General features: G+C 43.6%; 23 protein-coding genes. 9 read left to right on the top strand and 14 right to left on the bottom strand.

The window, feature by feature from the left end; all coding sequences use genetic code 11:
• Positions 1-11: 11 nt before the first annotated feature.
• The gene (locus tag FIV01_RS06090; protein WP_152430201.1) at positions 12-1,226 is read right to left on the bottom strand and encodes a putative manganese transporter; all 1,215 of its coding nucleotides are present in this window, start codon (positions 1,224-1,226) and stop codon (positions 12-14) included.
• Positions 1,227-1,411: 185 nt separating this feature from the next.
• On the opposite strand from FIV01_RS06090, the gene FIV01_RS06095 reads away from it, so the two are divergent.
• Positions 1,412-2,317, top strand: a complete 906-nt coding sequence (locus FIV01_RS06095) for a manganese-dependent inorganic pyrophosphatase (protein ID WP_152430202.1) — start codon at positions 1,412-1,414, stop codon at positions 2,315-2,317.
• 62 nt (positions 2,318-2,379) lie between these two features.
• The gene (locus tag FIV01_RS06100; protein WP_152430203.1) at positions 2,380-2,769 is read left to right on the top strand and encodes a DUF2750 domain-containing protein; all 390 of its coding nucleotides are present in this window, start codon (positions 2,380-2,382) and stop codon (positions 2,767-2,769) included.
• Between the two features lie 29 nt (positions 2,770-2,798).
• Here FIV01_RS06100 and FIV01_RS06105 read toward each other — a convergent pair whose 3' ends face one another.
• The 7 genes from FIV01_RS06105 to pspF all read right to left on the bottom strand — a co-directional run bounded on the left by FIV01_RS06105 (position 2,799) and on the right by pspF (position 9,952).
• Positions 2,799-3,587, bottom strand: coding sequence for a DUF2927 domain-containing protein (locus tag FIV01_RS06105; RefSeq protein WP_415846717.1), 789 nt, complete (start codon positions 3,585-3,587; stop codon positions 2,799-2,801).
• 12 nt (positions 3,588-3,599) lie between these two features.
• Complete coding sequence (locus FIV01_RS06110) at positions 3,600-4,385, bottom strand: peptide ABC transporter ATP-binding protein (RefSeq protein WP_114785586.1); 786 nt, start codon at positions 4,383-4,385, stop codon at positions 3,600-3,602.
• Entirely contained in the window at positions 4,382-5,380 is a 999-nt protein-coding gene (locus FIV01_RS06115; protein ID WP_152430204.1) for a peptide ABC transporter ATP-binding protein, read from the bottom strand. Before FIV01_RS06115 ends, FIV01_RS06110 begins: the two co-directional genes overlap by 4 nt.
• Positions 5,380-6,267 (bottom strand): putrescine export ABC transporter permease SapC, encoded by an 888-nt coding sequence (sapC, locus tag FIV01_RS06120; protein ID WP_152430205.1) that lies wholly within the window; start codon positions 6,265-6,267, stop codon positions 5,380-5,382. The genes FIV01_RS06115 and sapC overlap by 1 nt, the downstream gene beginning before the upstream one ends.
• Complete coding sequence (locus FIV01_RS06125) at positions 6,254-7,216, bottom strand: ABC transporter permease (RefSeq protein ID WP_152430206.1); 963 nt, start codon at positions 7,214-7,216, stop codon at positions 6,254-6,256. The genes sapC and FIV01_RS06125 overlap by 14 nt, the downstream gene beginning before the upstream one ends.
• Positions 7,216-8,835, bottom strand: coding sequence for an ABC transporter substrate-binding protein (locus tag FIV01_RS06130; protein WP_152430207.1), 1,620 nt, complete (start codon positions 8,833-8,835; stop codon positions 7,216-7,218). Before FIV01_RS06130 ends, FIV01_RS06125 begins: the two co-directional genes overlap by 1 nt.
• A 115-nt stretch (positions 8,836-8,950) precedes the next feature.
• On the bottom strand, positions 8,951-9,952 hold the full coding sequence (gene pspF, locus FIV01_RS06135; RefSeq protein WP_152430208.1) for a phage shock protein operon transcriptional activator: 1,002 nt from the start codon (positions 9,950-9,952) through the stop codon (positions 8,951-8,953).
• 213 nt (positions 9,953-10,165) lie between these two features.
• On the opposite strand from pspF, the gene pspA reads away from it, so the two are divergent.
• From pspA to FIV01_RS06170, 7 genes are all read left to right on the top strand, one after another.
• Complete coding sequence (gene pspA, locus FIV01_RS06140; protein WP_152430209.1) at positions 10,166-10,834, top strand: phage shock protein PspA; 669 nt, start codon at positions 10,166-10,168, stop codon at positions 10,832-10,834.
• A gap of 139 nt (positions 10,835-10,973) precedes the next feature.
• Positions 10,974-11,207 (top strand): envelope stress response membrane protein PspB, encoded by a 234-nt coding sequence (gene pspB / locus FIV01_RS06145; RefSeq protein ID WP_152430210.1) that lies wholly within the window; start codon positions 10,974-10,976, stop codon positions 11,205-11,207.
• A complete protein-coding gene (gene pspC / locus FIV01_RS06150) occupies positions 11,200-11,589 on the top strand; it encodes an envelope stress response membrane protein PspC (RefSeq protein ID WP_152430211.1) in 390 nt (129 codons plus the stop codon). The genes pspB and pspC overlap by 8 nt, the downstream gene beginning before the upstream one ends.
• A gap of 199 nt (positions 11,590-11,788) precedes the next feature.
• Positions 11,789-12,820 (top strand): efflux RND transporter periplasmic adaptor subunit, encoded by a 1,032-nt coding sequence (locus FIV01_RS06155; protein WP_152430212.1) that lies wholly within the window; start codon positions 11,789-11,791, stop codon positions 12,818-12,820.
• 1 nt (position 12,821) lies between these two features.
• Entirely contained in the window at positions 12,822-13,907 is a 1,086-nt protein-coding gene (locus FIV01_RS06160; protein WP_152430213.1) for an efflux RND transporter periplasmic adaptor subunit, read from the top strand.
• Complete coding sequence (locus tag FIV01_RS06165; RefSeq protein ID WP_152430214.1) at positions 13,900-17,001, top strand: efflux RND transporter permease subunit; 3,102 nt, start codon at positions 13,900-13,902, stop codon at positions 16,999-17,001. Before FIV01_RS06160 ends, FIV01_RS06165 begins: the two co-directional genes overlap by 8 nt.
• A 65-nt stretch (positions 17,002-17,066) precedes the next feature.
• Entirely contained in the window at positions 17,067-17,627 is a 561-nt protein-coding gene (locus FIV01_RS06170; RefSeq protein WP_152430215.1) for a DNA-3-methyladenine glycosylase I, read from the top strand.
• A gap of 71 nt (positions 17,628-17,698) precedes the next feature.
• Here FIV01_RS06170 and FIV01_RS06175 read toward each other — a convergent pair whose 3' ends face one another.
• The 6 genes from FIV01_RS06175 to FIV01_RS06205 form a co-directional block, all read right to left on the bottom strand.
• Entirely contained in the window at positions 17,699-18,001 is a 303-nt protein-coding gene (locus FIV01_RS06175) for a type II toxin-antitoxin system RelE/ParE family toxin (protein WP_152430216.1), read from the bottom strand.
• Positions 17,989-18,246, bottom strand: a complete 258-nt coding sequence (locus tag FIV01_RS06180) for a type II toxin-antitoxin system Phd/YefM family antitoxin (RefSeq protein WP_152430217.1) — start codon at positions 18,244-18,246, stop codon at positions 17,989-17,991. Before FIV01_RS06180 ends, FIV01_RS06175 begins: the two co-directional genes overlap by 13 nt.
• Positions 18,247-18,863: 617 nt before the next feature.
• The gene (locus FIV01_RS06190) at positions 18,864-20,675 is read right to left on the bottom strand and encodes a hypothetical protein (RefSeq protein ID WP_152430218.1); all 1,812 of its coding nucleotides are present in this window, start codon (positions 20,673-20,675) and stop codon (positions 18,864-18,866) included.
• Positions 20,676-20,879: 204 nt separating this feature from the next.
• A complete protein-coding gene (locus tag FIV01_RS06195) occupies positions 20,880-21,734 on the bottom strand; it encodes a lipase secretion chaperone (protein ID WP_152430219.1) in 855 nt (284 codons plus the stop codon).
• Positions 21,735-21,745: 11 nt separating this feature from the next.
• Positions 21,746-22,672: a lipase family alpha/beta hydrolase gene (locus tag FIV01_RS06200; RefSeq protein ID WP_152430220.1), complete on the bottom strand. Its 927-nt coding sequence runs from the start codon at positions 22,670-22,672 to the stop codon at positions 21,746-21,748.
• Positions 22,673-23,005: 333 nt separating this feature from the next.
• Positions 23,006-24,199, bottom strand: coding sequence for a cystathionine beta-lyase (locus FIV01_RS06205; protein ID WP_152430221.1), 1,194 nt, complete (start codon positions 24,197-24,199; stop codon positions 23,006-23,008).
• Positions 24,200-24,285: the final 86 nt, after the last annotated feature.

The following is a 24,285-nucleotide window of genomic DNA, read 5'->3' on the forward strand; positions in this document are numbered from 1 at the left end:
CTGATGTATGGCTACCTCTCAAACATAAAGTAATAGCTGTAGCCCACAATTAGAGCAGGTATGGCTGAATAAAAGGTTGCAGCAAGGGCAGCCCTTGGAGCAAGAGCGATTGCTGGGAATAACGCATCTCCGTCATTTGATATTGCATTGGCTAATTGTGTCGAAAGTGGGACAGCTCCTGAGATATAAAGACTTGTTACCAGTATTTGCGGTCCACAACCAGGCAGTATACCCACAGCAAGGCCGACTAAAGGCATCCATACTCCCCACCCAGAAAAGGAACTTGCAAGGTCAATATCACCCAGTGCGGTCAATAATTCAAAAGACATGAATGCGACTATCACCCAAGCGGTAACAAAATTGGTGTCTTGAGCCGCCTTTTGTAATGGATGAGAGGTGACGGTCTTTGTGTCTTCAGACACAGTGGAGCGATAATCCTTGATTTCTTTGGTCAGCGACCAAAGTAACATGCTGATCACAATGAGTATTGCTCCTAGCCACTCTATTGTCTTTGAGGGTAAAGCAAGCAGTTGATTAATGTCGATTTGAAATGATCCTAATAAAGCAACAACGGTAGCTGGAACGATTAGCCACCTCCAAAATGCACCTTGAAGGTTAATGGCTTTTTTCTCAAAACTACTGTGCTGGTTACTATGGGATAGGCAGATTTGAGAGCTTTCTCTGGTATCTTGATTGAGTGGACGTAAGAAGTCATCGGCATGAATAGCATTGACTACCCAACCAGACAGGCATCCAACGACAATACCTATACTGACAACCAGTACGCCTATATCAGGCTTACTGGCGATAAGTAAGAAGGCAGCATCACCCATTGTTGATGTCAATACAGCGACAATAGCACCAAAGCCCACTTTACCACTGACAAACTGTGTGGTCACAATGATGGCGCCTCCACATCCCGGAAGGGCACCAAGCAATGAGGCAAACAGCACTTGATAGGCTCGAGAACTCTGGTATAGATTGACTATTTTATTATCTTTGCTCATCCATAGGGAGAGGTAATGATAAATAGCAAGAGTGAAAGCGACATAAGCCGAAACAGCCCAGAAGGCATCAGAAAGGGTTACTACCGTTACCATTCGCGTTGTATCATTTAAGAGTAAAGCGATGAGTATGGACGGCAAAAGAAGCCTTTTGTAGGCTGGACGAAATTGAGAAAAGCTCAGCCATGCAGGCAGAGAAAAAGAGAGTCTAACCGAATTCATTGAGCCACAAATGCAAATGATAATGCTTATCAATTTAGTTTTGTGTGACACTAATTGCAACAAAAAATTGTGATTTGGGCATTTATTTTTTCTAACCCATGACAAATCTCAAAATTCAGGTAAAGTATCCCGCTTTGTGAGTAATTGCCCAATATGGGCCTATTTTAGTCGTAGTAGGAAAAAAGATGATTCTAGTTGTAGGTCACAAGAACCCTGATAGTGACAGTATTTGTAGTGCATTAGTAGCTACTGAGCTACTAAAAGCACGTGGTTTGGATGCCACGCCGATTCGCCAAGGTGAAATAAACCGCGAAACTCAACATATTCTTGAAGTTGCTGGGGCTGAACTACCAGAGCTTCGCACTTCTGTAGCGGGTGAAAAAATTTGGTTAGTCGATTACTCAGATTTAGCCCAAGCTCCAGATGACGTGGCTGAGGCAGAAATTTTGGGTATTGTTGATCACCACAGGCTAGGTGATGTGATGACGATTAATCCAATGGAAGCTTGGATTTGGCCAGTAGGCTGTACCAACACTGTACTTTTCAACATGTTTAAAATTGAAGGGCATGAAATCACCCCTCAAATAGCAAAACTAATGATGTCCGCCATCTTATCTGATACGGTTGGCTTTGCTTCTCCAACTTGCACGCAAAAAGATAAAGATGCAGTAGAGGAGCTAGCCAAGATAGCAGATGTTTGTGATATTGATAGTTTCATAAAAGATTTATTGATCGCTAAAACAAACATTGAAGGGCTATCTGCTGCTGAGTTAGTTGAGAAAGATCTTAAAGGCTATCCATTCAATGGTCGTGATGTCGTGGTAGGTCAGGTTGAACTGGCAACTCTAGAACAGGTTGATGGCATGATTGATGCGCTAGAGCAAGATTTAGAGCGTCGCTGCGCGCAAGATAATCTCGCTTTTGCTGCCGTTATGTTGACCGATATTACAACTGCACAAACTCGACTATTGTATAAAGGTGAATGGGCAGAGAAACTGGCTAAACATGAGTGTGATGGCATCCTGATGATGGAAAATACCTTGAGTCGTAAGAAACAAGGTTGGCCTTGGCTACAAACTGAACTGGTATAATTACTTAGTCAATATCGTCAAGCGCCTGCAGAAATGTAGGCGTTTTATTTAAGGAAAACTCAATGTCACAATCACTATCAGCACAAGAGATTGAAACTGTGCTTAAAATGCGTGAAAACGAGCGATTTAGCTACGCAATCAAAGAAATCGTTAAGCACAAGAAGGTTTGGATACTCACTGATGAGCATGGCTGTGTGATGCTTAATACCGAAGACGAAGATTGTGTCCCTATTTGGCCTCATCATGAATTTGCTAGTTTATGGGCGACAGGAGAATGGCAACACTGCAAAGCTGAGTGCATTTCAACCGCAAAGTGGTTCAGTCGTTGGACACGTGGCTTAGAAGATGATGATTTGTCAGTAGTGGTCTTTCCTAACCAGGATGAAGAAGGGTTGGTTGTATACCCAGATGAATTTGAATTCGAACTGAGAAAGGCAGAGAAAAAACGTTAGTTGATATACTAATTCATACTTAGGTGATATCAGTAGGCGATAAGCTTATACAGCTCCATTGATTTCGCCTCTTTGACTGCATTTTTCAACACACCTTGGTTCTGATAGCGTTTGAGTATAATATCGACCGCGCGTTTTGTATCGATCAAGTTCATACCTGACTTTAGCTCTGGCTCGTAAAGTATTTTAAGCAATATCACGTCTAATGGAGAAAGCAGGTCTTCGGGCGTTTCATCATTAAATATGGAAGGGTAGGCGGCTTTTGAATCGTTAGGGAGTCCCATTGTTTGGGTGACTTCTTCAACAATACAAGCTAGCAGCTTGCCGTGTTCCCTTGCTTGATCAACCGGTATAATAATCACTGCTGAGTCAATTTCATTGGTCGCCTTGTTGGTTCTGTATCCCGCTTTACATATTGCGCCATGAGCGTACTTCAGTGCCTCCTCTCCAAGCTCTCGTTTAATATCATTGTACCACTTCGATTGCTGAGTATAGATCCACACAATGTTTGCATCGGTTCGTTTTGACACTCTCGTGATCCTGTGTCCTGTAATCGAGGAGAGATCACGAATATGGGTATTGGCCAGTTGGTTGTGCAAAACTTGATCTGCGACTTTATGCTCAATCCATATTCGGACAGGCTTGTTCCATTTGGTTAGGCGCTGGATACCCTGAGAATACTCATTTTTTAACGCGACTTCTAAAAACGCTTGTTTGACAAAGTCAGTATCTAGCCAAGTTTGGTTCGCACATAGGGCGTTGCTAGTTGCCCCCAAGCTAAGTAACAAGCCTAATACCATCCGTGGTGCGCAGTACATTACCCTGAGCCTTTATTTAAAGCATGTGGCTTTGTTGAAATGACTCTCAACCATACGTTGAGTGATAATGTTATTTGGACAGGTTAGGATCTCCTGAGTATTGCCAGCTTCAACGACTTTACCGTCATGCATCACCATCACTTGGTCTGTGATGTGTTTCACCACGCCTAAATGCTGAGAAACGTATATGAAGGATACGCCCATTTCCTCCTGTAACTCGAGGAACAGATTAATGATTTGCGAGCGCATCGCCATATCCAATCCATTGAGCGCTTCGTCAGCAACGATGACTGAAGGTTGTAGTATTAAAGCTCGTGCTAAGCATATTCTTTGCTTTTGGCCTGCCGCGAGCATCTGAGGGTAAAAGTAGGCGTGTTCAGGAAGTAAGCCCACTTTAAGCAACACATCTTTTACTCTCGACATTCTCGCTTCGGGTGTCATCTCGGTGTTTCGTTTCAGTGGTCCTTCGAGAAGATGCCCAATTTGCAGCCGTGGATTGAGAGAGGTATTGGGATCTTGGAATATCATCCTGATTAGTTTACAGCGGGTAGAGTAATCTTTGTGTTCTAATCGCTCACCATTAACTTTTATCTCACCTTCTGTCGGTTCAATGACCCCCGCAAGCATTCTCGCAAGTGTTGATTTACCTGAACCATTCTGACCAATTAAGCCTAATGTTTGTCCTACTTCAAGCCTAAAACTGACTGGTTTAACGGCTTGATGAACTTTTTTATGGAAAAGCCCCGCTCTGGTGACAAAGGTTTTACTGAGCTGATCGACTTCTAGTAAGGCACTCATACTTTTTTCTTCTCCATGTTCAGCGGGAAGTGGCAGGCGAATTTGTGTGTTTTTACTCGACGAGTTTTAGGCATTTCAACACACTGGCGCTGTGCATGCGGGCAACGTGGGCCAAGCCTACACCCAATAGGTAAGTGCTGTAATGGAGGTATGGCTCCCGGTAGAGACTCAAGTTTCTGTTTGTGCGGAATAGCTTCGCTGAAATCTGGCATTGCTTTAAGCAGAGCAACGGTATAAGGATGCTTGGGTTGGGCAAGAATCTTTTTCGTGTCGGCTGACTCCACAGATTGCCCACAGTACATAACGGTAATTCTCGTTGCCCACTGAGTTATTGTTGTAAGATCATGTCCTATCAACATGATCGATGTGTTATTGATTTGATTCATACGACTGAGCAAGCGCAATATTTGCGATTGAGTGATAGGATCAAGATCATTGGTCGGCTCATCGGCAATAAGAAGTTTTGGTTTAGCCGCGATCGCCATGGCTATCATAACCATTTGGCACTCACCATCAGTGAGCTCATAGGGATAGCTTGACATGATCTCGACGTGATTCTTAATTCCTACTTTGTGCAATAAGGTAATCGCTTGTTTTTTACGCCACTTAAATCGCTCCCACCATTTTCCTGAGAATGCATGTGAGGGTATGGACTCGATTAACTGTTTGCCGACTTCTTCAGAAGGGTCAAGACACGTAGAAGGCTCTTGAAATATCATCGCGATATCTCTGGCGATGACTCGCCTACGCTCTTTGGCTGTGAGTTGCAACAAGTCAACATTACCTAAACGCATCCGATCAGCGGTGACTTTCCAGTTCTCTTTGCAAACACCGACAATGGCCTTTGCGACAAGACTTTTACCTGAGCCTGACTCTCCAACTAAGCCACGAATCTCACCTTCGTTCATGGTTAGACTCATGCGATCGACCGCCTTTACTAACCCTTGAGGGGTCTCAATTTCTATCGTTAGATGACGAATATCGAGTAATGGCATTATTCTATCCCTGCATTGAGAGCTTGGCGGACCCCTTCACCCACGAGGTTGATCACGACAACGGTAAACATAATGGCTAAACCAGGCAAGGTAACTGTCCAAGGTGCTAGATAAATCAACTCAACGGAATCGCCAAGCACGGCCCCCCATTCTGTACTCGGGGCTTGAGCGCCTAACCCCAAAAAGCCAAGCGCTGTGATATCTAAAATGGCTATTGATAGTGCAAGAGTAATTTCTGATGCGATAACGACCAGTATATTGGGCAATATAGAGTTCCAAAGTAGATAAAAGTCGTTTGCGCCATCAAGACGGGCAGCGATGATGTAGTCTTTTTCAACTTCGGTGTGCACCGCAATATAAATGGAACGAACGAAACGAGGGATCAAGGCTAAACATATCGCAAGGAGGATATTAAACTCGCCAAAGCCAAGAAAAGCGACAAATATGATAGCGAGCAGAAGTGAAGGAATTGACATTATCGTATCGAGCAAGTGGTTGAGAACACTCGATAACAGACCTTTCGTCATTCCCGCCAAAATACCGATTAAGCAACCTACGACCGTTGCAACGAGTGTAATGATAACCGCTGCACCAAAAGTAAGCTGAGACCCGACAATTAGGCGAGAAAGAATGTCTCGTCCTAGGTCGTCGGTTCCTAGAAAATATTCCACAGTACCGGAAGGATCCCATGACGGAGGGATGAGCAGTTCGCCAGTTTGAGCCTGAGGATCATGTGGTGTGAGCCAAGGTGAGGTTAGGGTAATGATGATGATAATTCCCAGACACCAGAGTCCAAACATTGAAAGCCCGTTCGAACGGTAACTGCGCCAGAACCGCTCGAATTGCGTAGGAATACGCTCTTCCTGATAAATATTATCGGTTAGCATACCACTCTTTCCTTACTAGCGGGTTGACCATAGCACCCATTAGATCCGATAAAATATTGGCCGTCAGTACCAAGGTTGCCACTACCATAACCCCTGCTTGAATCGAAACATAGTCTTCATTAGATAAAGCATCTAGTAGCCATCGTCCAATACCGGGCCAGTTGAAGATGGATTCGGTAATAATCGCGAGTGTTAACATGCTTGATAACTGCACGCCGATTTTAGGAATGATAGGGGGAATGGCGTTTCTTAACACATGTTGGGTGACAATTTCGTAGGTCGCAAGCCCTTTAATTTTTGCCGCTCGAATATAGTTTTGGCTCATGACATCGGCAACCGATGCCCTCATCAAACCGATAACTTGAGTGGTTGGTGTTAAGGCCAACACCAAGCATGGCAGTATCAGATGCTCGAGTACGCTTTTGAGCGCGTCTGCACGGTATTCACCTTGAGTTAAAAATGAGTCTATGACAGCAAATCCAGTAAAGTGGTCGATTTCATATAGGAGGTCGTAACGCCCAGCAACCGGGAAAAACTCAAAATGGAGTGAGAATGCCATGATCATAAGCAGTGCGACCCAGAAAATGGGAGCTGAATAACCTGACATAGAAGTAAATGAAATGGCAGTATCGATCCATTTTCCTTGTTTCATCCCAGCCAGTGTCCCAACAGGAATACCAATCAGAAGAGAAAAAACGAAAGCGATTAAGCATAACTCAAGAGTGGCTGGAAACACGACAGCAAGTTCATCCACTATCGGTACCCCATTTTTGGTCACGCCGAAATTGAGGTGCATTAACTCACCTACATAGGTCATCCAACCTTGCCAAAAACTTTCCATAAGCCAGGGTGAGTCAGGATCTAATCTAAGCAAACTAAAGCCGACCATAGACAGAATAAGCAAGGTGATGATAAAAAGATTAAAGCGTTTAAGCGTGTAGAGAAACATTACTTTATCCTCTCTACGGTATCAAAAGGCTGGACATTAAACGGGCTCACTTTAAATCCTTGTAATGACGAATCGTAAGCCTGAAATTGCATTCCATGACTAAGAGGAATGACAGGAAATTCTTCGTTAAGTATGTTTTGCGCTTGTTTATATAAATTGAGTCGGTAGCGTGGTTTGTCGACCTCAAGCGCTAGATCGAGCAAAAAGTCGAAATCGGCGTTACACCAGCTAGAGACGTTAAGACCCACTTTTTTAGAATCGCAAGATAGTAAAGGTCTTAGGAAGTTATCTGGATCACCTGTGTTGGCGATCCAGCCCGTCAGATAGAGATCAACCTCTTGGTTATTAGCAACATTAGTCCGATCGAAGCGATCGTCTGTGAGTAGCTTTAACTTGATGCCTATATCGGCAAAATTTGCTTGAATTAATTCGGCAGTCTTTCTTGGGCTAGGGTTATAAGCTCTTGGCTCAAGTGAGACCGACATGGTTAACTCTAAACCTTTACCGAACCCTGCTTCCTTGAGCAAAGCAATGGCATAGTTTCTGTCGTAGCGAATTTGGACACTGTCTTTCAAATAGGCCCAGGAGTTGGGTGGAAGCACCGAATACGCTTGGCTACCAGTACCATAATAGACAGATTCAAGTATGTTCTGGCGGTTGATGGCGTAGTTTAGCGCTTTTCTCACTCTAGCATCACTGAGCGCGGGATTAGTGGTGTTGACGGCGATAAAGGAGATATTCATTGCCGGTTTTACCATAAGCTTGATGCTCTCTTGTTTTTTGATCGTCGGGATTTGGCTTGATAGGGGAGCGCTTAATACGTCACATTCATTGCGTAGTAGCTTGGCTAGAGTTCCCGTGCCGCGGTGAGAAATATCAAATACGATTTGACTCATTTTGGGCTGACCTTGCCAATAACTATTGTTGCGTTTTAGTCGTATCAGGTCGTTAACCTGATAATCAGTTAAATAATATGGCCCTGTACCGATAGGATGAGTATCTATTTTAGTTTTGTCATCGGCGAGCGTGAGGCTTCTGGCGTATTCTGCTGAATGAATAACCGCATGACTGGTCGCGATATTAGATAAAAATGTATTGTCTGGACGGCTCAAAGTGAAGCGCACTTGATGATCTGAGAGCGCCTGAACATCGAGCAAAAGGTCTTGGAAATCGATACCGCTAAACCAAGGATAGAGCCCACTCCCCACATTATGATAAGGGTGTTTCTCATCGATAATACGTTTGAAGCTAAAGACCACATCTTCAGCGTTTAGTGTACGTGTCGGTGAAAACCATGGCGTAGTTTGAAAAGAGACGTCTTTGCGTAAATCAAAAACATACTCTGTCCCTTCTTTATTCACTGACCAACGGGTTGCAAGGTTTGCCACTGGCTTGAAATTGTTAGGGTCAAGAGTTAACAGCGTATCGAAAATTTGCGGGCTTAATGTTTCTGAAGTGATCCCGCTATCGACAAGTTGCGGATTAAAGCTGTCAGGTCCGCCCTGGCCGCAGTAAACGAAGCCAGTTTTGCGAATTTTATTGTGATCAATGCCATCACCACAAGCGGAGAGTAAGGTAAGGCCACACAGACTTAATGTCAGTTGAATAAATGCTTTCATAGCGAGAACAATTGTTATAGGCAAAGCACGATATAACGTGCCATTATGCCCTAATAGTTCAGTAATTTACCATTGTTAGTTAGGGTTTATTGACTTTTATGTTCAACAAGACAAATCAGCTCACAGTTGAAATGTCGTACTTTCTTATCATGCCTCTTAGCTGATGATAGCTCAGACCTAGCATATCGGCAGCTTTACGTTGGTTAAACTTGCTTTGCGTTAACGCCGCAGTGAGTAAGTCGATATCCTGATCTTGCTGCCATGTTTTATAGTCCATTGGGAAGTGATAGCTGGCTGTGTTTGTTGTCGCTGTGGGTACTTTTTCCTCGGCGATCGGTTGGGCTTCTTGCCACTGATTTATGAAGGGGTCGAATATCAGGCTATCGATAGGCTCATGATGACGGCCATTTTGGTATACGGCTCTTTCAACAACATTCTTTAGTTCACGGACATTTCCCGGCCAATGATAGTCATGTAGCGCTTGCTCTGCGTGCTGTGAGAAACCAACAAAGTATTCAAGATCGAGCTCACGACACATTTTAATGGCGTAATATTCGGCCAGTAACAGAATGTCTGCTTTTCTTTGGCGCAGTGGCGGCAAATGAATCACGTCAAAAGCAAGCCTATCAAGCAGGTCAGATCGAAAGTTACCTTGCTCGGCCATTTCAGGGAGGTTGGCATTGGTAGCACAGACAAGGCGAACATTAGCGTTAAGGAGTTGGTGCCCACCCACTCGTTCATATTGACCGTATTCGATTACTCTCAGCAGTTTTTCTTGAACCAAGAGTGGCGCTGTAGCCAGTTCATCAAGAAATAAGGTACCATTTTCAGCACGTTCAAAGCGACCTTTATGTTTTCCCTTGGAGCCAGTAAAAGCGCCTTGTTCGTGACCGAACAGTTCAGAGTCAATCAGGCCTTCACTTAAAGTGGCACAATTGAGGGAGATGAGGGGCTGGTCCCAGCGCTTAGATAAGTAGTGCAAACGCTGAGCGATAAGCTCTTTACCTGTTCCTCGTTCTCCAATGATAAGTACGGGTCTTTCTATTGAGGCGAGTTTTGAGACTTTGTCGAGGACTTCAAGAAAGGCTGGAGATTCGCCGATAAGGTTTTGTTGCATTCACTCGCTCCCTTGGTGAAATTTACCTAATGTTGGTTAAATTCATCATAGATGAATCACGCTATCAATACAAAATATATTAACTAACTGTTTTATATGACTTTTAAAATTGGCATGTATCTTGGAATAGGAATAAGGGTTACATTCATCTAAATAATGTTGATAATCTGGCTACAACGACAATGGCCAGAGTATTGGATAAGGAGCTAAGTCATGGGTATTTTCTCTCGTTTTGCTGACATCGTGAATTCAAACATCAGCGCGCTACTGGATAAGGCTGAAGATCCAGAAAAAATGATACGTCTTATTATCCAAGAGATGGAAGACACACTGGTTGAAGTTCGTACTAACTCAGCAAAAGCGTTAGCCGATCAAAAAGAGCTAGCACGTAAAGTCAACGCGATTGACGAACAAATTGATGAGTGGCAAAACAAAGCAACGTTGGCGCTAACCAAAGAGCGCGAAGATTTGGCCAGAGCTGCTCTGATAGAAAAGCAGAAATTGCAAGATATGCTCAAAGGCCTGCACACAGAACAAACGCTGGTTGAGGAGACAATTGAAAAACTCACTGGCGAAATCACCAAGCTAGAAAGTAAAATCACAGAAACTCGCGCCAAGCAGCAAGCGCTGGCGATTCGCTCTCAAACCGCGACAGGGCGCCGTGACGTGCAAAAACATCTGCATACAGCACGCACCTCAGAAGCCATGGCTAAATTTGAGCAGTACTCGCGAAAAATTGATGAGTTGGAAGCTGAAGCCGATGTCTATGCACAATCTGCTGACGCCAAGTCTTTAGACCAAGAGTTCGCTGAACTTAAAGCTCAAGATGACATTGAAAAAGAGCTTGAAAGCCTAAAGCAGCAAGTTAAAGGCAAAAAGTAGTTACCGATTAAATCTAGTCAAACAAAAGCTGTTATCGGTAAACGAATTGCTTTCATCGATAACAGCGCAAAAACCCGGTTATCCTTGCTTAGCTAAGGGCAGACAATCGAGCTAAGCAATCCGTATTTAGGAGTTTTATATGTCATCATTTTTTTTAGCAGGGCCATTGGTTGTTTTTTTGATTTTTGTGGCGCCACTTTGGTTGATATTGCATTACCGCAGCAAGAAAAAAACCGCTGGCGGCCTGTCAGAAGATGATTTTAATCGGCTGCAAGCACTGTCTGAAAAGGCAGAACAGATGCAAAAACGCGTCGACACTCTAGAGCGAATATTAGATACAGAAACGCCAAACTGGAGACGCCGATATGAATAACAGAGAGCTGTATAGAGATACCCACAATGGCAAACTTTCCGGTGTATGTGCTGGCATTGCGAACTATTTTGGTTGCGAAGTTTGGCTTATCAGAATCCTAGTGATCTCAGCTGCTCTGTTGGGGGGAAGCTTTTTGGTACTGCTCGCCTATATAGCCATGACCTTTATGCTAGAAAAGCAACCTGATAATTATGTGATGTCCCTTAAAGCCGAGCAAGAGCACAAGCTGAAAAATAAGCCTTGGCAACAAGGGCAGACTCCTGATGCATTGCTAAATACGATTGAAAACGACTTTGAGCAACTAGAAGGTAAGGTGCGCGAAATCGAAGCATACGTCACCTCTGAGACCTTCAAAGTAGACAAGGAATTTAGTCGTTTATAAATCAATTGTGGGAGCTAAAGTGACATTTAACAGAAAATAACTAATTATTATAATAATTTACTGGTAAGTATTTGGCACTCGTATAATCATTCATCTATCTTTGGCCTTGTTGACCTTTTGGGTTGGTTTTTGCTTTGGCGAATATTCATCCAAGAGACACAGGCCTAAATATTTCTATGTGACTATTGGATGACTGATTATGCAATCAAAGCTATTGCTTCTTGCCGCAGCCGCTTTATTGAGTGGGTGCGGTAAAGAGTTACCTCCCGTTCCTGAACCTGACTCTCGGCCCGCAAAACTCTTTACTGTTTCAGTCGGCAATGCACAATTTGAAAGACATTTTCCCGCGACTTCTGAAGCTGGTGATAAAGCCGTTTTGACCTTTCGAGTTCCAGGGCAACTGCAGTCGATAGATGTTTTGTCCGGTCAGCCAGTTGAGAAAGGACAAGTACTGGCAACCTTGAATCCGGATGAATATGCTTTACTTGCCAAGCAAGCGGAAGCTCAGTTTCGCCTTGCCGATGTTCAATACGAGCGATACAAAAAATTGCGCATTGATAAAGTGGTATCCGAGCAAGACTTTGACCAAGCCAAAGCTAATCACAATTCAGCGAAAGCGACGCTAGAACAGGCCCGCGCCAACTTACGTTACACCAAGCTTATCGCCCCCTATGATGGAACAGTCTCAATTGTACCCGCTGAAACTTATCAATATATCGCTGCCAAACAAGGCGTGATGAACATCCAAACCAATAGTCTAATGAAGGTGCAATTTCAGTTACCCGATCATTTGTTAAACCGTTTCGCCTCTGGAATTAATCTCACCGCAACCATGAAGTTTGATGCTTTTCCTGAAAAGAGCTACCAACTGGAGTTCCAAGAGGTAGACACAGAAGCAGATCCCAAAACTGGTTCCTACAAAGTAACCATGGTGATGGAGCGTCCCATGGATATCGGGATCCTTCCCGGAATGGCTGGGGAGGTGAACGTCAAAGTCGACTCTATCGGGGCGACGAAAATTCCAAGTTCCGCGATTTTTGAACAAGACGGCAAAACTTGTGTTTGGCGCGTTGACACCTCCGGCGTGGTCGAGAAAGTCAGCATAGTACTGGATGATAAGCGTCAGGTGAAAAGTGGTCTTGATGATGGTGATCTTATTATTGTTTCCGGAGTAAACGGTATCGAGCCAGGCATTAAGGTTCGTGAGTGGGTCAAGGAGAGAGGGCTATAACATGAAGTTATCGATAGGTCTTATTGTGCTCGCTTGCGCTATCGTTCTTACTGGGTGTGGCAAGAAAGTCGAGTATGTGGACTTTGGTATGCCCAAAGTCAAAGCCGTGCAAGTCAGCAGTGATGTAGAACAAGACAGTTTGTACTTTCCGGCGGTAGCCAATGCCGCCGAGCGCGCTCCTTTAAGTTTTCGAGTCTCTGGTGAAGTCAGCAAGCTCAATGTCAAAGAAGGCGACAGAGTGAGAAAAGGCGATGTGCTAGCTGAGCTCGACCCAACTGATTATCAGCTCGATGTTGATAATGCAAGCGCCAAATATTCGGTCATTAATAGTCAATATAAGCGCTCAAAACCTTTGGTTGCCAAAGGCTTGCTGGCGCGTTCTCAGTTCGATGAAATTGCGGCGAATCGCCTGATCGCTCTAAGTGAATTGGAGCTAGCTCAGCTGAGATTATCCTTCACCAAACTATTGGCGCCTGTGGATGGGATTATTTCACGGGTTAATCTTGATCAATATGAAAATGTTCAAGTTGGCCAGCAGGTGGTCAATATACACAGCATAGATAGCGTTGAAGTGCTGATTCAACTTCCAGATAGCCTCTATACCAACCAGCCAGAGCCAGAGACTTTGTCTCGCATCGAAGCTTTGGTAAAAGTGCCAAGTGGTAATGAATACCCAGCAAAGATTAAAGAGTTTACCACAGAGCCAGATCCGAACACGGGTACTTATACCGTTACCTTGGCGCTGCCTATGCCAGAGCAAGAGTACATTTTAGATGGTATGGCGGTGGAGGTGACCACAAACAACTATCAGATTGGTATGAGCCGAAGCAACGGTGTATTGATTCCGATTGAAGCTGTGTTCAATGCCGATGGGGATGATATAGGTAGAGGCAATAAATTTGTTTGGCTGCTGGATGAAAACAATACAGTGAGCAAGCAAAAAGTTACCGTTGGCAAAGTCACTAAAACGGATTTGCAAGTGGTTAGCGGTTTGAAAGACCAGCAACAAGTGGTTGTTGCAGGCATTTCAAGACTACAAGAGGGAATGAAAGTGGAAGTGATTAAGCAGGAGACGGGAAATGAGTGAGCAAGTAAACCATCAGTCTTCGCAAGATGAAAACATTACTGGTATCGCCGCCTATTTCATTCGTAATCGCGTCATTAGCTGGATGATTTCGCTGATTTTCCTTATTGGTGGTGTATCGGCTTTCTTTGGTCTGGGACGCTTGGAAGACCCTGCTTTTACTATCAAAGATGCCATGGTGGTGACCTCTTACCCGGGGGCAACGCCGCAGCAGGTCGAAGAAGAAGTCACATATCCGATTGAAAAAGCCATTCAGCAATTAACCTATGTTGATGAAGTGAACTCCATCTCCAGCCGTGGTTTGTCACAAATTACGGTCTCGATGAAAAACAATTATGGACCTGATGACTTGCCGCAAATTTGGGATGAGCTGCGTCGCAAAGTCAACGATCTCAAAGTGCAGCTTCCTCCTGGTGTCAATGATCCAAAAGTGATTGATGACTTTGGCGATGTGTACGGCATATTGCTGGCGGTGACAGGTGATGGCTACTCATACAAAGAGCTGCTCGATTATGTCGATTATCTGCGCCGAGAGCTGGAATTAATTGATGGCGTGAGCAAGGTGTCCGTATCTGGCCAGCAGCAAGAGCAGGTGTTTATTGAAGTCTCGATGAAACGCTTAAGCAGTCTTGGTCTGGCGCCCAATACCTTCTTTAACTTGTTATCGACTCAAAATGTGGTATCTGATGCCGGCGCTATTCGAGTGGGTGATGAGTATATCCGCATCCAACCAACGGGAGAATTTGAAAACGTTGACCAGCTTGGTGACTTGATCATCACAGAAAGTGGTGCTCAGGGCTTGATTTACTTGCGAGATGTAGCCGAAATCAAACGCGGCTATGTGGATGTTCCTGATAACATCATTACCTTTAACGGACGTTTGGCACTGAATGTTGGTATTTCTTTTGCCCAAGGGGTGAATGTGGTGGAAGTCGGTAAGCGCTTTGATCGAAGACTTGCAGAGTTAAAATACCAGCAACCCGTTGGTGTTGAAATTGCTGAAGTCTATAGCCAGCCCAAAGAAGTCGACAAATCCGTCAGTGGCTTTGTGGTCAGCCTTGGCCAAGCGGTTGCCATCGTTATTATTGTCCTGCTGTTTTTTATGGGACTTCGCTCTGGACTATTGATTGGGCTTATTCTGCTGCTGACCGTTTTTGGTACCTTCATTTTCATGATGTACTTTGCGATTGATTTGCAACGTATATCTCTTGGAGCACTGGTGATCGCGCTTGGTATGTTGGTTGATAACGCCATTGTGGTGGTCGAAGGCATATTGATAGGCACGCAAAAAGGGCGATCGCGAATGCAGGCGGCGACCGATATCGTCACGCAAACTAAATGGCCACTACTTGGTGCAACCGTGATTGCGGTAACCGCATTTGCGCCAATCGGTTTATCGGAAGATTCGACCGGTGAGTATTGTGGAACCTTGTTTACGGTTTTACTTATCTCTTTAATGCTCAGCTGGTTTACCGCCATTTCTTTAACGCCGTTTTTTGCCGATATGTTCTTTAAAGGGCAAAAAATCAATGCTGATGGCGAAGATAACGATCCATATAAAGGCATGGTGTTTACCCTTTACAAAGGGTTCCTTGAATTTTGTATGAAGCGTGCTTGGCTGACCGTGGTTGTGATGATCTTAGGCCTTGTCGCAAGCATTTATGGTTTTACTTTTGTGAAGCAGTCTTTCTTCCCATCATCGACTACGCCTATGTTTCAGGCCGATATTTGGCTGCCAGAGGGCACGGACATTCGCGCGACCAACACCAAACTCAAAGCGCTGGAATCTTGGTTATCTGACCAAGAAGGGGTTGAGCATATTACCACCACGGCAGGTAAAGGTTTGCAGCGCTTTATGCTGACTTATGCGCCAGAGAAAAGCTATGCCGCTTACGGTGAAATTACGACTCGAGTGACAAGCTACGAGCAGTTGGCAACCTTGATGTCCAACTTTAGAGCGCATGTGGAGCAAAACTTCCCTGAAATTAACTACAAGCTTAAGCAAATTGAACTTGGTCCAGGCGGCGGCGCAAAAATTGAAGCGCGCGTGATTGGTTCCGATCCGACTGTGCTGCGCAGCATAGCAAAACAGGTCGAAGACATTATGCACGCAGACCCAGGTGCGACCAATATTCGTCATGACTGGCGCGAGCGAACTAAAGTTCTAGAGCCACAATTTAACGAAGGTCAGGCAAGGCGCTATGGCATCACCAAAGCTGATGTCGATGAGTTCTTGGCCATGTCTTTTTCTGGTAAGTCTGTGGGTGTGTATCGCGATGGCACAACTTTAATGCCGATTGTGGCGCGTTTGCCTGAAGAAGAGCGGATTGATATTCGCAACATTGAAGGAATGAAGATCTGGAGCCCAGCCCTGAGTGAATATATTCCACTTCAGCAAGTCACCTTAGGTTATGACATGCGTTGGGAAGACCCGATCATAGTGCGTAAAAACCGCAAGCGTATGTTGACTGTGATGGCAGACCCAGACTTGCTCGGAGAAGAAACAGCCGCCACATTGCAAAAGAGACTGCAACCTCAAATTGAGGCGCTTGAACTGCCTTCAGGCTATGCGCTGGAGTGGGGTGGAGAGTATGAGTCATCTGGTGATGCGCAAGCTTCGCTCTTTACCACTATGCCGATGGGTTACTTATTTATGTTCCTTATCACTGTGTTCTTGTTTAACACAGTCAAAGAGCCACTGATTGTGTGGCTCACAGTACCATTAGCTATCATAGGTGTAACAACTGGGCTTCTTGCGCTGAATACGCCATTTGGCTTTATGGCGCTGCTGGGTTTCTTGAGTCTGTCGGGTATGCTGCTGAAAAATGGTATTGTCCTCTTGGACCAAATTGAGATCGAGATGCAGTCAGGTAAAGATCCTTATCTTGCGGTAGTGGATGCTTCGCTCAGCCGTGTGCGCCCTGTGTGCATGGCGGCAATCACGACCATTTTGGGCATGATCCCGCTACTGCCTGATATTTTCTTCAAACCCATGGCGGTGACCATAATGTTTGGATTAGGGTTTGCCACCGTATTAACTCTGATTGTTGTGCCAGTGCTTTATCGAATCTTCCATAAAGTACAAGTACCAAATTAATTGAGTTGATAGAGAAAAGTGCCTCCACAGTGAGGCGCTACTAATAAGTGACGTAGGATAGAAAAATGGATACCAGATGTGCTTGGGCGATGAATCATCCGCTCGAACGAGACTATCACGACAAAGAATGGGGCGTTCCCGTTTATGATGACCGAGTGTTGTTTGAGTTTATTACCCTAGAAGGTGCACAAGCAGGCTTAAGTTGGATCACGATTTTGAAAAAGCGAGAAGGTTACCGCGCGGCATTTCAAAACTACGATATCGACAAATTAGCCAAGTGTGATGAAACATCGGTCGAAGCGATCATCAACCAATTTGATGTGGTTAAGCACAGAGGAAAAATCAACTCTGTCTTTAGTAACGCGCGCGCCGCAAAGACTCTGATGAAAGAATATGGCAGCCTATCAAACGCCTTGTGGCAGTTTGTCGATGGCAAACCCATAGTCAACAATTGGAGCACCATGGAGCAAGTCCCCGTTTCCACAGAGCAATCCAAAGCCATGAGTAAATTTTTAAAAAAGAATGGTTTTAAATTTGTCGGCGAAACCATCTGCTACGCCTTTATGCAAGCCGTCGGTATGGTCAATGACCATTTGGTGGAGTGCCCGAAGAGGGAAGTTGAGTGAAAGGTTCGTTCATTGTTGGAACCATTAGACTTAGGTAGATTCCCGTCATATTCCTCCCTAGTTTTTAGGGGCTATTGTCTAAGTAACAGGAACTTTCTTAACTCTCTTTCTGAGCGCATAACGTGCAGAATAAATACCTTGTCATCTTCTTGTTTGTAGAAAATACGGCACGGATTAACAATGACTTCACGATAGTTTAAATGTTTGAGCTCAGCAATAATGCGTCCAGATTGAGGAAAAGCTTCTAGGCGCTCTATTTTGGAAAATATTGATTGAACCAACCGTTTTGCCATTTGAACATTTTCAAGTGCGATGTATTCAGCGATATCATTCAGATCAGATAGTGCAGGATCCGTCCAAATTACTTGAGCCATTTTACCATTTTGTCCTTAGCCTCTTGATGACTAACAACGTCACCATCCGCTAATGCACGTTCACCCCGCGCAATCCCTTCAAGGAGCGCTAATCGATTTTGCATAAATTCATAGTCTTCAACATCAACTAAATACGCTGAGGGCTTACCATGTTCGGTAATTAAGACAGGCTCTTTCGTATCGTGGAGATCTGCAAGAATTTTAGTTGCTTGACGTTTAAGTGAGGTAACGAGTTCTACTTTCATAACAGCAGCTCCAAAGAAACACAAAAGTGATACTATTCTATCACTTTGAGTATAGCAAGCGTTGACTCTGCAGTGAAACTTGAACAAGGTATGCACCAGTTAAGTATTTTGGAACGAATAAGTAATATACCAATAGTTGATGGAAAAAGTTGTGCTGCGATAGGTTTGGGTGGGACAAACATACTTATTTGGTACTTTTGGTGTGTGTCTACAATATTAAAGCAAATTTATGTGTTAACTATCACCTGCAGCGTGTATGGCCTCTTACATATGTACCATCCTTACGGTAGTACCCAGAAACTGAGTGGCAATTCGTATCAGATTGGATTGAGTTTAAATTTGGCCACAATAAACTGAACGATTAACGCAGCGGAGCGAGTTCTCCGTAATTACATACTGATGAGGAAGTGTTGTTACGTGACTCGCTCATATCGAGGCGACCAGTTCCGCGAACGAATGTTCTCGCTGATAGAAACAGCCAAACTTCAGCAGCTCTATGCTTATAAATAGCTGCGTGAAATCGTCGAACATCACATGTTGAAAGTCGATTTATCAGGCACCAGTATTTTTAGCGTAAACCATCGTCAATAGCTCGTGGGTGAATAGTTACGTTATATTTATCTATCGGCTAAGCCGATGATATGAAAATCAGCACCTGAGGATCTAATTGCGTTCTCCGCACTCACCAACAATACATCTAGCTGAGTTTTGATTTTGCTCCCTACACTATTTTTGTAAACACTTTCTTGAGTGTGAGGTTGAACGACTACAACACGAGTTTTAACATGTTGATTGTCTTTTAAGTCCATAAGTACATTAAAAAAATCTTTAGCTTTTGCTATTTGCCCATCATGCCAACAACCCTTATGAGCTGCATTGTCATGCCGTGCTTTAAGATCTTCGACAAGGACTTTTCTGGCTGTATATCTGAGATTTTTAACAGCTTGGTTAAGCACAACATCGTGTGCACCTACAGATATTTTTCTTGATATCTCATTAGACTTTGATGCTTTGACGTGAATCAACGATATTACATGAAGTGAGTCATGTTGAACATAATGAATGAAATCTGCTTTTTCGCCTGCGCCATCATCACAATAAAGCCATCCTTTTGGCTTTTCTGTCGTATTAAACTCACTCGGTGTTAACCAATTTCCACTCCAACATTTTTGCACCCAACAAAATAATGAATTTTCTTTACCAATGTCTTTTAATGAAGGCTTCTGTGCATCTACCCCCGGCTTTTCCTTAGTGATATCGTATTTTTCAAAGTCGGCCCATAAAAACTTATCATATTCCACATCTTGATAACCTGTTCTGAATACCATCCCATTCACAACGGCATGTCCCGATTCAAACCAACACTTAACAAGTTCAGGGTAATTAAATACTCGCTTATATAAGTTGAATTGTGTTTTAGTAATAGGTGTTTCGCTTTTCACTTTAAAAGTGACTTTATAGTCATCAACTTCTACTTCCACACATATATGCCCTACCTTTTTCCCTGAATAGAAAATGTCGAGTGAAATGTCACTTTCAATGAAGCTGCTCACTAGTTCAACATGAAAGTCATACTGAAGTTTTTTTAGCAGTTCTTTACGATGTTGCCCATCTTCCTCAGGCAAAAAGTCGTAATCTACGAGAGAAAAATCATATGGAGTTTTTAAGTCATCAGTCTTAGATATTGGATAAGACAATATCCCAATAGGGCTTTCTGATTCGACACTGTTGACAGACAGAATGTCTAAAATTTCTAGTACTCTACTTTCAAAAGTATTCCAATCTTTGCAAGGCCCACGCCATATCGACGATTTAAATGGATTAATTCCAACAGAACTTTTTGATTTGGAACCCCATACTTCAGTGCGTACAGCAGACATCATATACGACTGGTCAATTAGAGGATCAAGGGTATCCGCCACACTCTTTCCACCTAAAACTTTAGAGTCTGCTTTATAGTTATCTCTGCCATGTATACCCGACAACCAGAGCATTTTAATTTCATCTTCATTAATGAAGTTTCCGTTCAACTTGCTTATTGGGATTGGAAATAAATTTGGTAAGCGCTTTTTCCCAAAAAAATCTCGGATGGTGTCTTTTTTACCTTTTTCTGAGAAATAAAAAGCTAGATGATCTCTAACATTAAAGCTGACGAAAACGTGATGCTCTAAATCCTTGAGTTCCAAACCTTTAGCCCAACTAGGTTTTCTTGAGATTGTATATGATGTAATCTGTACAGTCCCTAGCTCTCCAACCTCATCGTAGACAGTTGATCCTACACTCATCTCATCCGAAGACTCTTCCTGCAATAATTGGAGGATAACTTCGTGAACTGAGCATGATTTTTCTTCAATCGATTTTGCTCCCAGCAAAACAGATAAGTAGGGGGCAACATTATGTTTTTCAACAGTTATAATATTATTATCCACTTAGCCTCCTTACTAAAGTTGGTCATGTTTATATACAAGATCAACTTTGATAAGTTATAAGAATGCTATCCTCTGCAATTATCGTGTTAAATGATATGAATATTATCGCATAAAGTATAGGCGATTAGATCAAGAACATAGAATACGTCAAAGCAGGTAAGTGGCAGAAGCAATACTCAAAAACAGAAGCCCGATTTAATCTTATCACTGCTGCTCATAAATACGCTCTAGCGCTTCTACTCTTCGCCATTGCTTAGTATCAAAGCTTTGCTGCCTCAGTTCTGCGATTTGGTCATGTTTAATTTCGTCAGGTATGCCTGGGGAGGAAAGGATGTCTTGTCTCTTTTCTAGGTAGTTTTCCAAGCTTTGGTTAAATATTTCTTTTTGTTGGTCAAGTTGTTCAAGTCTTTGCGCACCTTCTTCACCGACGAGATTAACTCGGGTTAAGTATTTGTTTTGTCGATCTTGTTTAAGAGATTGACTGAGTTGTGCCATCAGCAAGTTATCTTGTTCGGCGCGTTGAATATAGTCTGGTTGATTGGCTAGTGTTTCTTGCAGCAGTAACGCTTTGGAATCTGGGTCCAAGTCGCGGGTGTTGATGTCTATCTTGTCAATGGCCAGTTGGCGCAGTCGATTTTCTTCATCAAACAAAAGGGTAATTTGCTGCGGGGTAAAATAATGGTTTTGCAGATCTAAGATTTGTTGGTTGAGTTGTTGTAAGGCTGATAGATTGAGAGTGTGAAATTCATTTGTCTCTAATTCAGCTAATGCCGTTTTATAAAAGATGAAGGTGTCAAACAGGCTTTCATCAATCGCTAAGTCTTTCTCATGGCGCGGGGCTGAAAATAAACGTTCTCTGATTTGGGTAAGATCCTGTTCACCCATGCTGGTTAACGTATAGTCGAGCAGATCTCGAGTTGAAGAAGTATCGATATGGGTATCACTTTGTGACGGTGACTGAGTTGTGTGAGACTCAGTGTCTTGTGAGTGATAAAGAAAAGACACCACTCCCGTCAAGACTGAGATAAATCCAAACGTGGCAAGAGTGGTGGTATTCATAACTTTATCCTCTATAAACCTTGTAACTTCAGGCGATTGGCATGTTGGCGGTATAAAGAAACAGGGTCAGTTTCAAATAGATGATGTATACCGAGCAGGCCATTAGTCTCATCGAGATGGTTCATTCGATAGTCATCTCTAATGACGTGGCCTAAGTGTGAGCTGCACACATCAACCAAGCCATCGTTAGGCCCATCAAAGGCGAGACCAAGAATCGCTAAGGGCGTATCAATAGGGTCAAATATATTGGTGAAGGAAGAAGCACCTGTCCAAGAGTAATAGTAGACGCCGTTCGTTTCTAGAAATTCACCATTGCCACATCGAGTTGTTGGTACTCCTTGGGGATGATGTTGATTAAATCTGGCCAAACCTTGTGTTGTCAATGCATCTAGGGTTGCTAATGGGTCTTGTTCCAGATCTTGTCCTCCTGATAAGAGTCCAAGTAGGGTAGTGAGGCCTGTCGACAACTTCACTGCCAAAGCTTCTAATCGTGAATCTCTGGGCACGGTATTACGCACTAAGTCAGCGACTTTTGAGCCTTTATTAACCCCGCCAATACTGGTGACCGAAGCGATCAAATCGGGTCTAACTGAAGCCACATAACGAACCGTAGGGCTGCCTTGACTGTGTCCGAATAGATTGACTTTTTCAGCTCCAGTGGCTGCCAGTAAGAGTTCAACTTGCTCAAGCAGTTGCTCTCCGCGTACTTCAGAACTGTTCGTTGCAGAGACTTGTGCAACATAAACACTGGCACCGTCACGGGTCAGTGCGTGCGGAATGCCATAAAAGTAGTCAACACCAGCTAAAGTATCGAATCCAAACAGTCCATGCACTAGGACAATCGGGTATTTGGTTTGAGTATAACCACTTGCGTGGGTGATAGTGGGTAGCCCTACACACAAGAAACAGAGCAAAGTGAGAATAAGTTTGTGTTTCAAAATGAATCCCTTCTGGTTTGACCTCTGATGAGTAAATAAACATTAGAAGAGGCAAAGCGTTATGCGAAGTTTAAGCTCTATTCTGCCTTGATATTTGCGAATTTAAAAACAAAAACAACACAAAATATTAACATTAATTTAACTTTTTATTTTAATGATAATATATTCAATATTTTCATGCTGTTAACATGATGTCACTCGTGTGGATTGGGCGTAATAAGCGGTGCTATCAGTTTTCATTTGCTGGAAGAAAGTGGAGTAAAAAAACAGAATGCGGGAGAGTAATAGCAGCAGGATGGTGCTTAGATGAAAAACAACATCCTGCTTTTAGGTTTATTGATTTTGTATGCTCGCGGTGTAGCGCTCTAAGCCTTGCTCTAAATCATCGATAAGGTCATCTACATTCTCTAAACCTATATGCAGCCTAACCAGTGTTCCGTTAAAGTTTGGATTCGCAACACGTCGCAATGTTTTAAAGCTATTGGGCTCGTTAGCGAGTATTAAGCTCTCAAAGCCACCCCACGAATAGCCCATTTTAAAATGTGTCATGCCATCTAAAAGTGCTGTGGTTGCCTGAGGTACACTGTTTTTGAGAACGAAGGAGAATAAGCCATTTCCTCCGTTAAAGTCTCGTTTGAAAAACTCATGACCAAGGCAAGTGTCGAGGGCTGGGTGACGGACATGATCTACTTCTGGTCTTGATTGAAGCCAGTTTGCAACCTTTAGGCTGTTTTCAGCATGTTGTCTCAAGCGCACATCTAATGTCCTTAAGCCACGCAGTCCGAGATAGACATCATCGGGCGAGACGCATTGGCCCATTAAGTAGCTTTGCTCCCTTAGCTGTTCCCAGTATTTTTCACTGGCGACTGCTGTTCCCAGCATCACATCCGAGTGCCCGATAATGTACTTGGTTGCGGCTTGTATCGAAATGTCGACGCCGTGCTCAAATGGATTGAATAGCACACCTGCAGCCCAAGTATTGTCCAGCATGACGATAATATCGTGCTTGTGAGCAATCTTAGCGAGCGTGGGAACATCTTGAACTTCCATAGTAATTGAGCCAGGAGATTCTAAGAAAAGAACTTTTGTATTCGGTTGGATGAGAGATTCAATATCTTTACCGATAACTGGGTCGTAGTAAGTGGTGTCCACGCCCATTTTTTTCATGATTTTGTCGCAAAAATCGCGGGTTGGTTCATAGCAGGTATCGACCATTAAAATATGATCGCCAGTTTCGACAAAAGAGAGGATCGCATTAGTCACCGCTGCGGTGCCACATGGGTATAACGCACAACCTGCGCCACCTTCGATTTCTGCCATGGCGTCTTGGAAAGCGAAATGGGTGTGGGTGCCTCGTCGCCCGTAAAAAAGCTCTTTATTACCACGATTGATTGTTGCATGGCGCTTGTCAGCCACAGTTTCAAAGACGATAGTCGATGCGCGCTGGACAGGTGGATTGACCACACCTTTGGTCCACTTTTGCTTTCGCCCCGCAGTGATCAATTGGGTTTGTTTGTCTTTAGGCATTGGAAGTCCTTATCGAAAAATGCATTGCTTTATTTAAACCACGCCAATGCATGAATATCAAGCGGCTGCCGAGGGTTTCTCTATAT

The organism is Vibrio aquimaris (genome assembly GCF_009363415.1).
In the GTDB taxonomy this organism is placed as follows: Bacteria; Pseudomonadota; Gammaproteobacteria; order Enterobacterales; family Vibrionaceae; genus Vibrio; species Vibrio aquimaris.

What these genes read in the sequence shown, in the direction of transcription:
- FIV01_RS06205 (WP_152430221.1), bottom strand. Translation starts at nt 24,199, where the DNA reads ATGCCTAAAGACAAACAAACCCAATTGATCACTGCGGGGCGAAAGCAA.
- FIV01_RS06170 (WP_152430215.1), top strand. Translation starts at nt 17,067, where the DNA reads ATGGATACCAGATGTGCTTGGGCGATGAATCATCCGCTCGAACGAGAC.
- FIV01_RS06115 (WP_152430204.1), bottom strand. Translation starts at nt 5,380, where the DNA reads ATGCCATTACTCGATATTCGTCATCTAACGATAGAAATTGAGACCCCT.
- FIV01_RS06165 (WP_152430214.1), top strand. Translation starts at nt 13,900, where the DNA reads ATGAGTGAGCAAGTAAACCATCAGTCTTCGCAAGATGAAAACATTACT.
- FIV01_RS06130 (WP_152430207.1), bottom strand. Translation starts at nt 8,835, where the DNA reads ATGAAAGCATTTATTCAACTGACATTAAGTCTGTGTGGCCTTACCTTA.
- FIV01_RS06105 (WP_415846717.1), bottom strand. Translation starts at nt 3,587, where the DNA reads ATGTACTGCGCACCACGGATGGTATTAGGCTTGTTACTTAGCTTGGGG.
- pspF (WP_152430208.1), bottom strand. Translation starts at nt 9,952, where the DNA reads ATGCAACAAAACCTTATCGGCGAATCTCCAGCCTTTCTTGAAGTCCTC.
- pspA (WP_152430209.1), top strand. Translation starts at nt 10,166, where the DNA reads ATGGGTATTTTCTCTCGTTTTGCTGACATCGTGAATTCAAACATCAGC.
- pspC (WP_152430211.1), top strand. Translation starts at nt 11,200, where the DNA reads ATGAATAACAGAGAGCTGTATAGAGATACCCACAATGGCAAACTTTCC.
- FIV01_RS06125 (WP_152430206.1), bottom strand. Translation starts at nt 7,216, where the DNA reads ATGTTTCTCTACACGCTTAAACGCTTTAATCTTTTTATCATCACCTTG.
- FIV01_RS06100 (WP_152430203.1), top strand. Translation starts at nt 2,380, where the DNA reads ATGTCACAATCACTATCAGCACAAGAGATTGAAACTGTGCTTAAAATG.
- FIV01_RS06110 (WP_114785586.1), bottom strand. Translation starts at nt 4,385, where the DNA reads ATGAGTGCCTTACTAGAAGTCGATCAGCTCAGTAAAACCTTTGTCACC.
- FIV01_RS06090 (WP_152430201.1), bottom strand. Translation starts at nt 1,226, where the DNA reads ATGAATTCGGTTAGACTCTCTTTTTCTCTGCCTGCATGGCTGAGCTTT.
- sapC (WP_152430205.1), bottom strand. Translation starts at nt 6,267, where the DNA reads ATGCTAACCGATAATATTTATCAGGAAGAGCGTATTCCTACGCAATTC.
- FIV01_RS06195 (WP_152430219.1), bottom strand. Translation starts at nt 21,734, where the DNA reads ATGAATACCACCACTCTTGCCACGTTTGGATTTATCTCAGTCTTGACG.
- FIV01_RS06175 (WP_152430216.1), bottom strand. Translation starts at nt 18,001, where the DNA reads ATGGCTCAAGTAATTTGGACGGATCCTGCACTATCTGATCTGAATGAT.
- FIV01_RS06160 (WP_152430213.1), top strand. Translation starts at nt 12,822, where the DNA reads ATGAAGTTATCGATAGGTCTTATTGTGCTCGCTTGCGCTATCGTTCTT.
- FIV01_RS06155 (WP_152430212.1), top strand. Translation starts at nt 11,789, where the DNA reads ATGCAATCAAAGCTATTGCTTCTTGCCGCAGCCGCTTTATTGAGTGGG.
- pspB (WP_152430210.1), top strand. Translation starts at nt 10,974, where the DNA reads ATGTCATCATTTTTTTTAGCAGGGCCATTGGTTGTTTTTTTGATTTTT.
- FIV01_RS06180 (WP_152430217.1), bottom strand. Translation starts at nt 18,246, where the DNA reads ATGAAAGTAGAACTCGTTACCTCACTTAAACGTCAAGCAACTAAAATT.
- FIV01_RS06095 (WP_152430202.1), top strand. Translation starts at nt 1,412, where the DNA reads ATGATTCTAGTTGTAGGTCACAAGAACCCTGATAGTGACAGTATTTGT.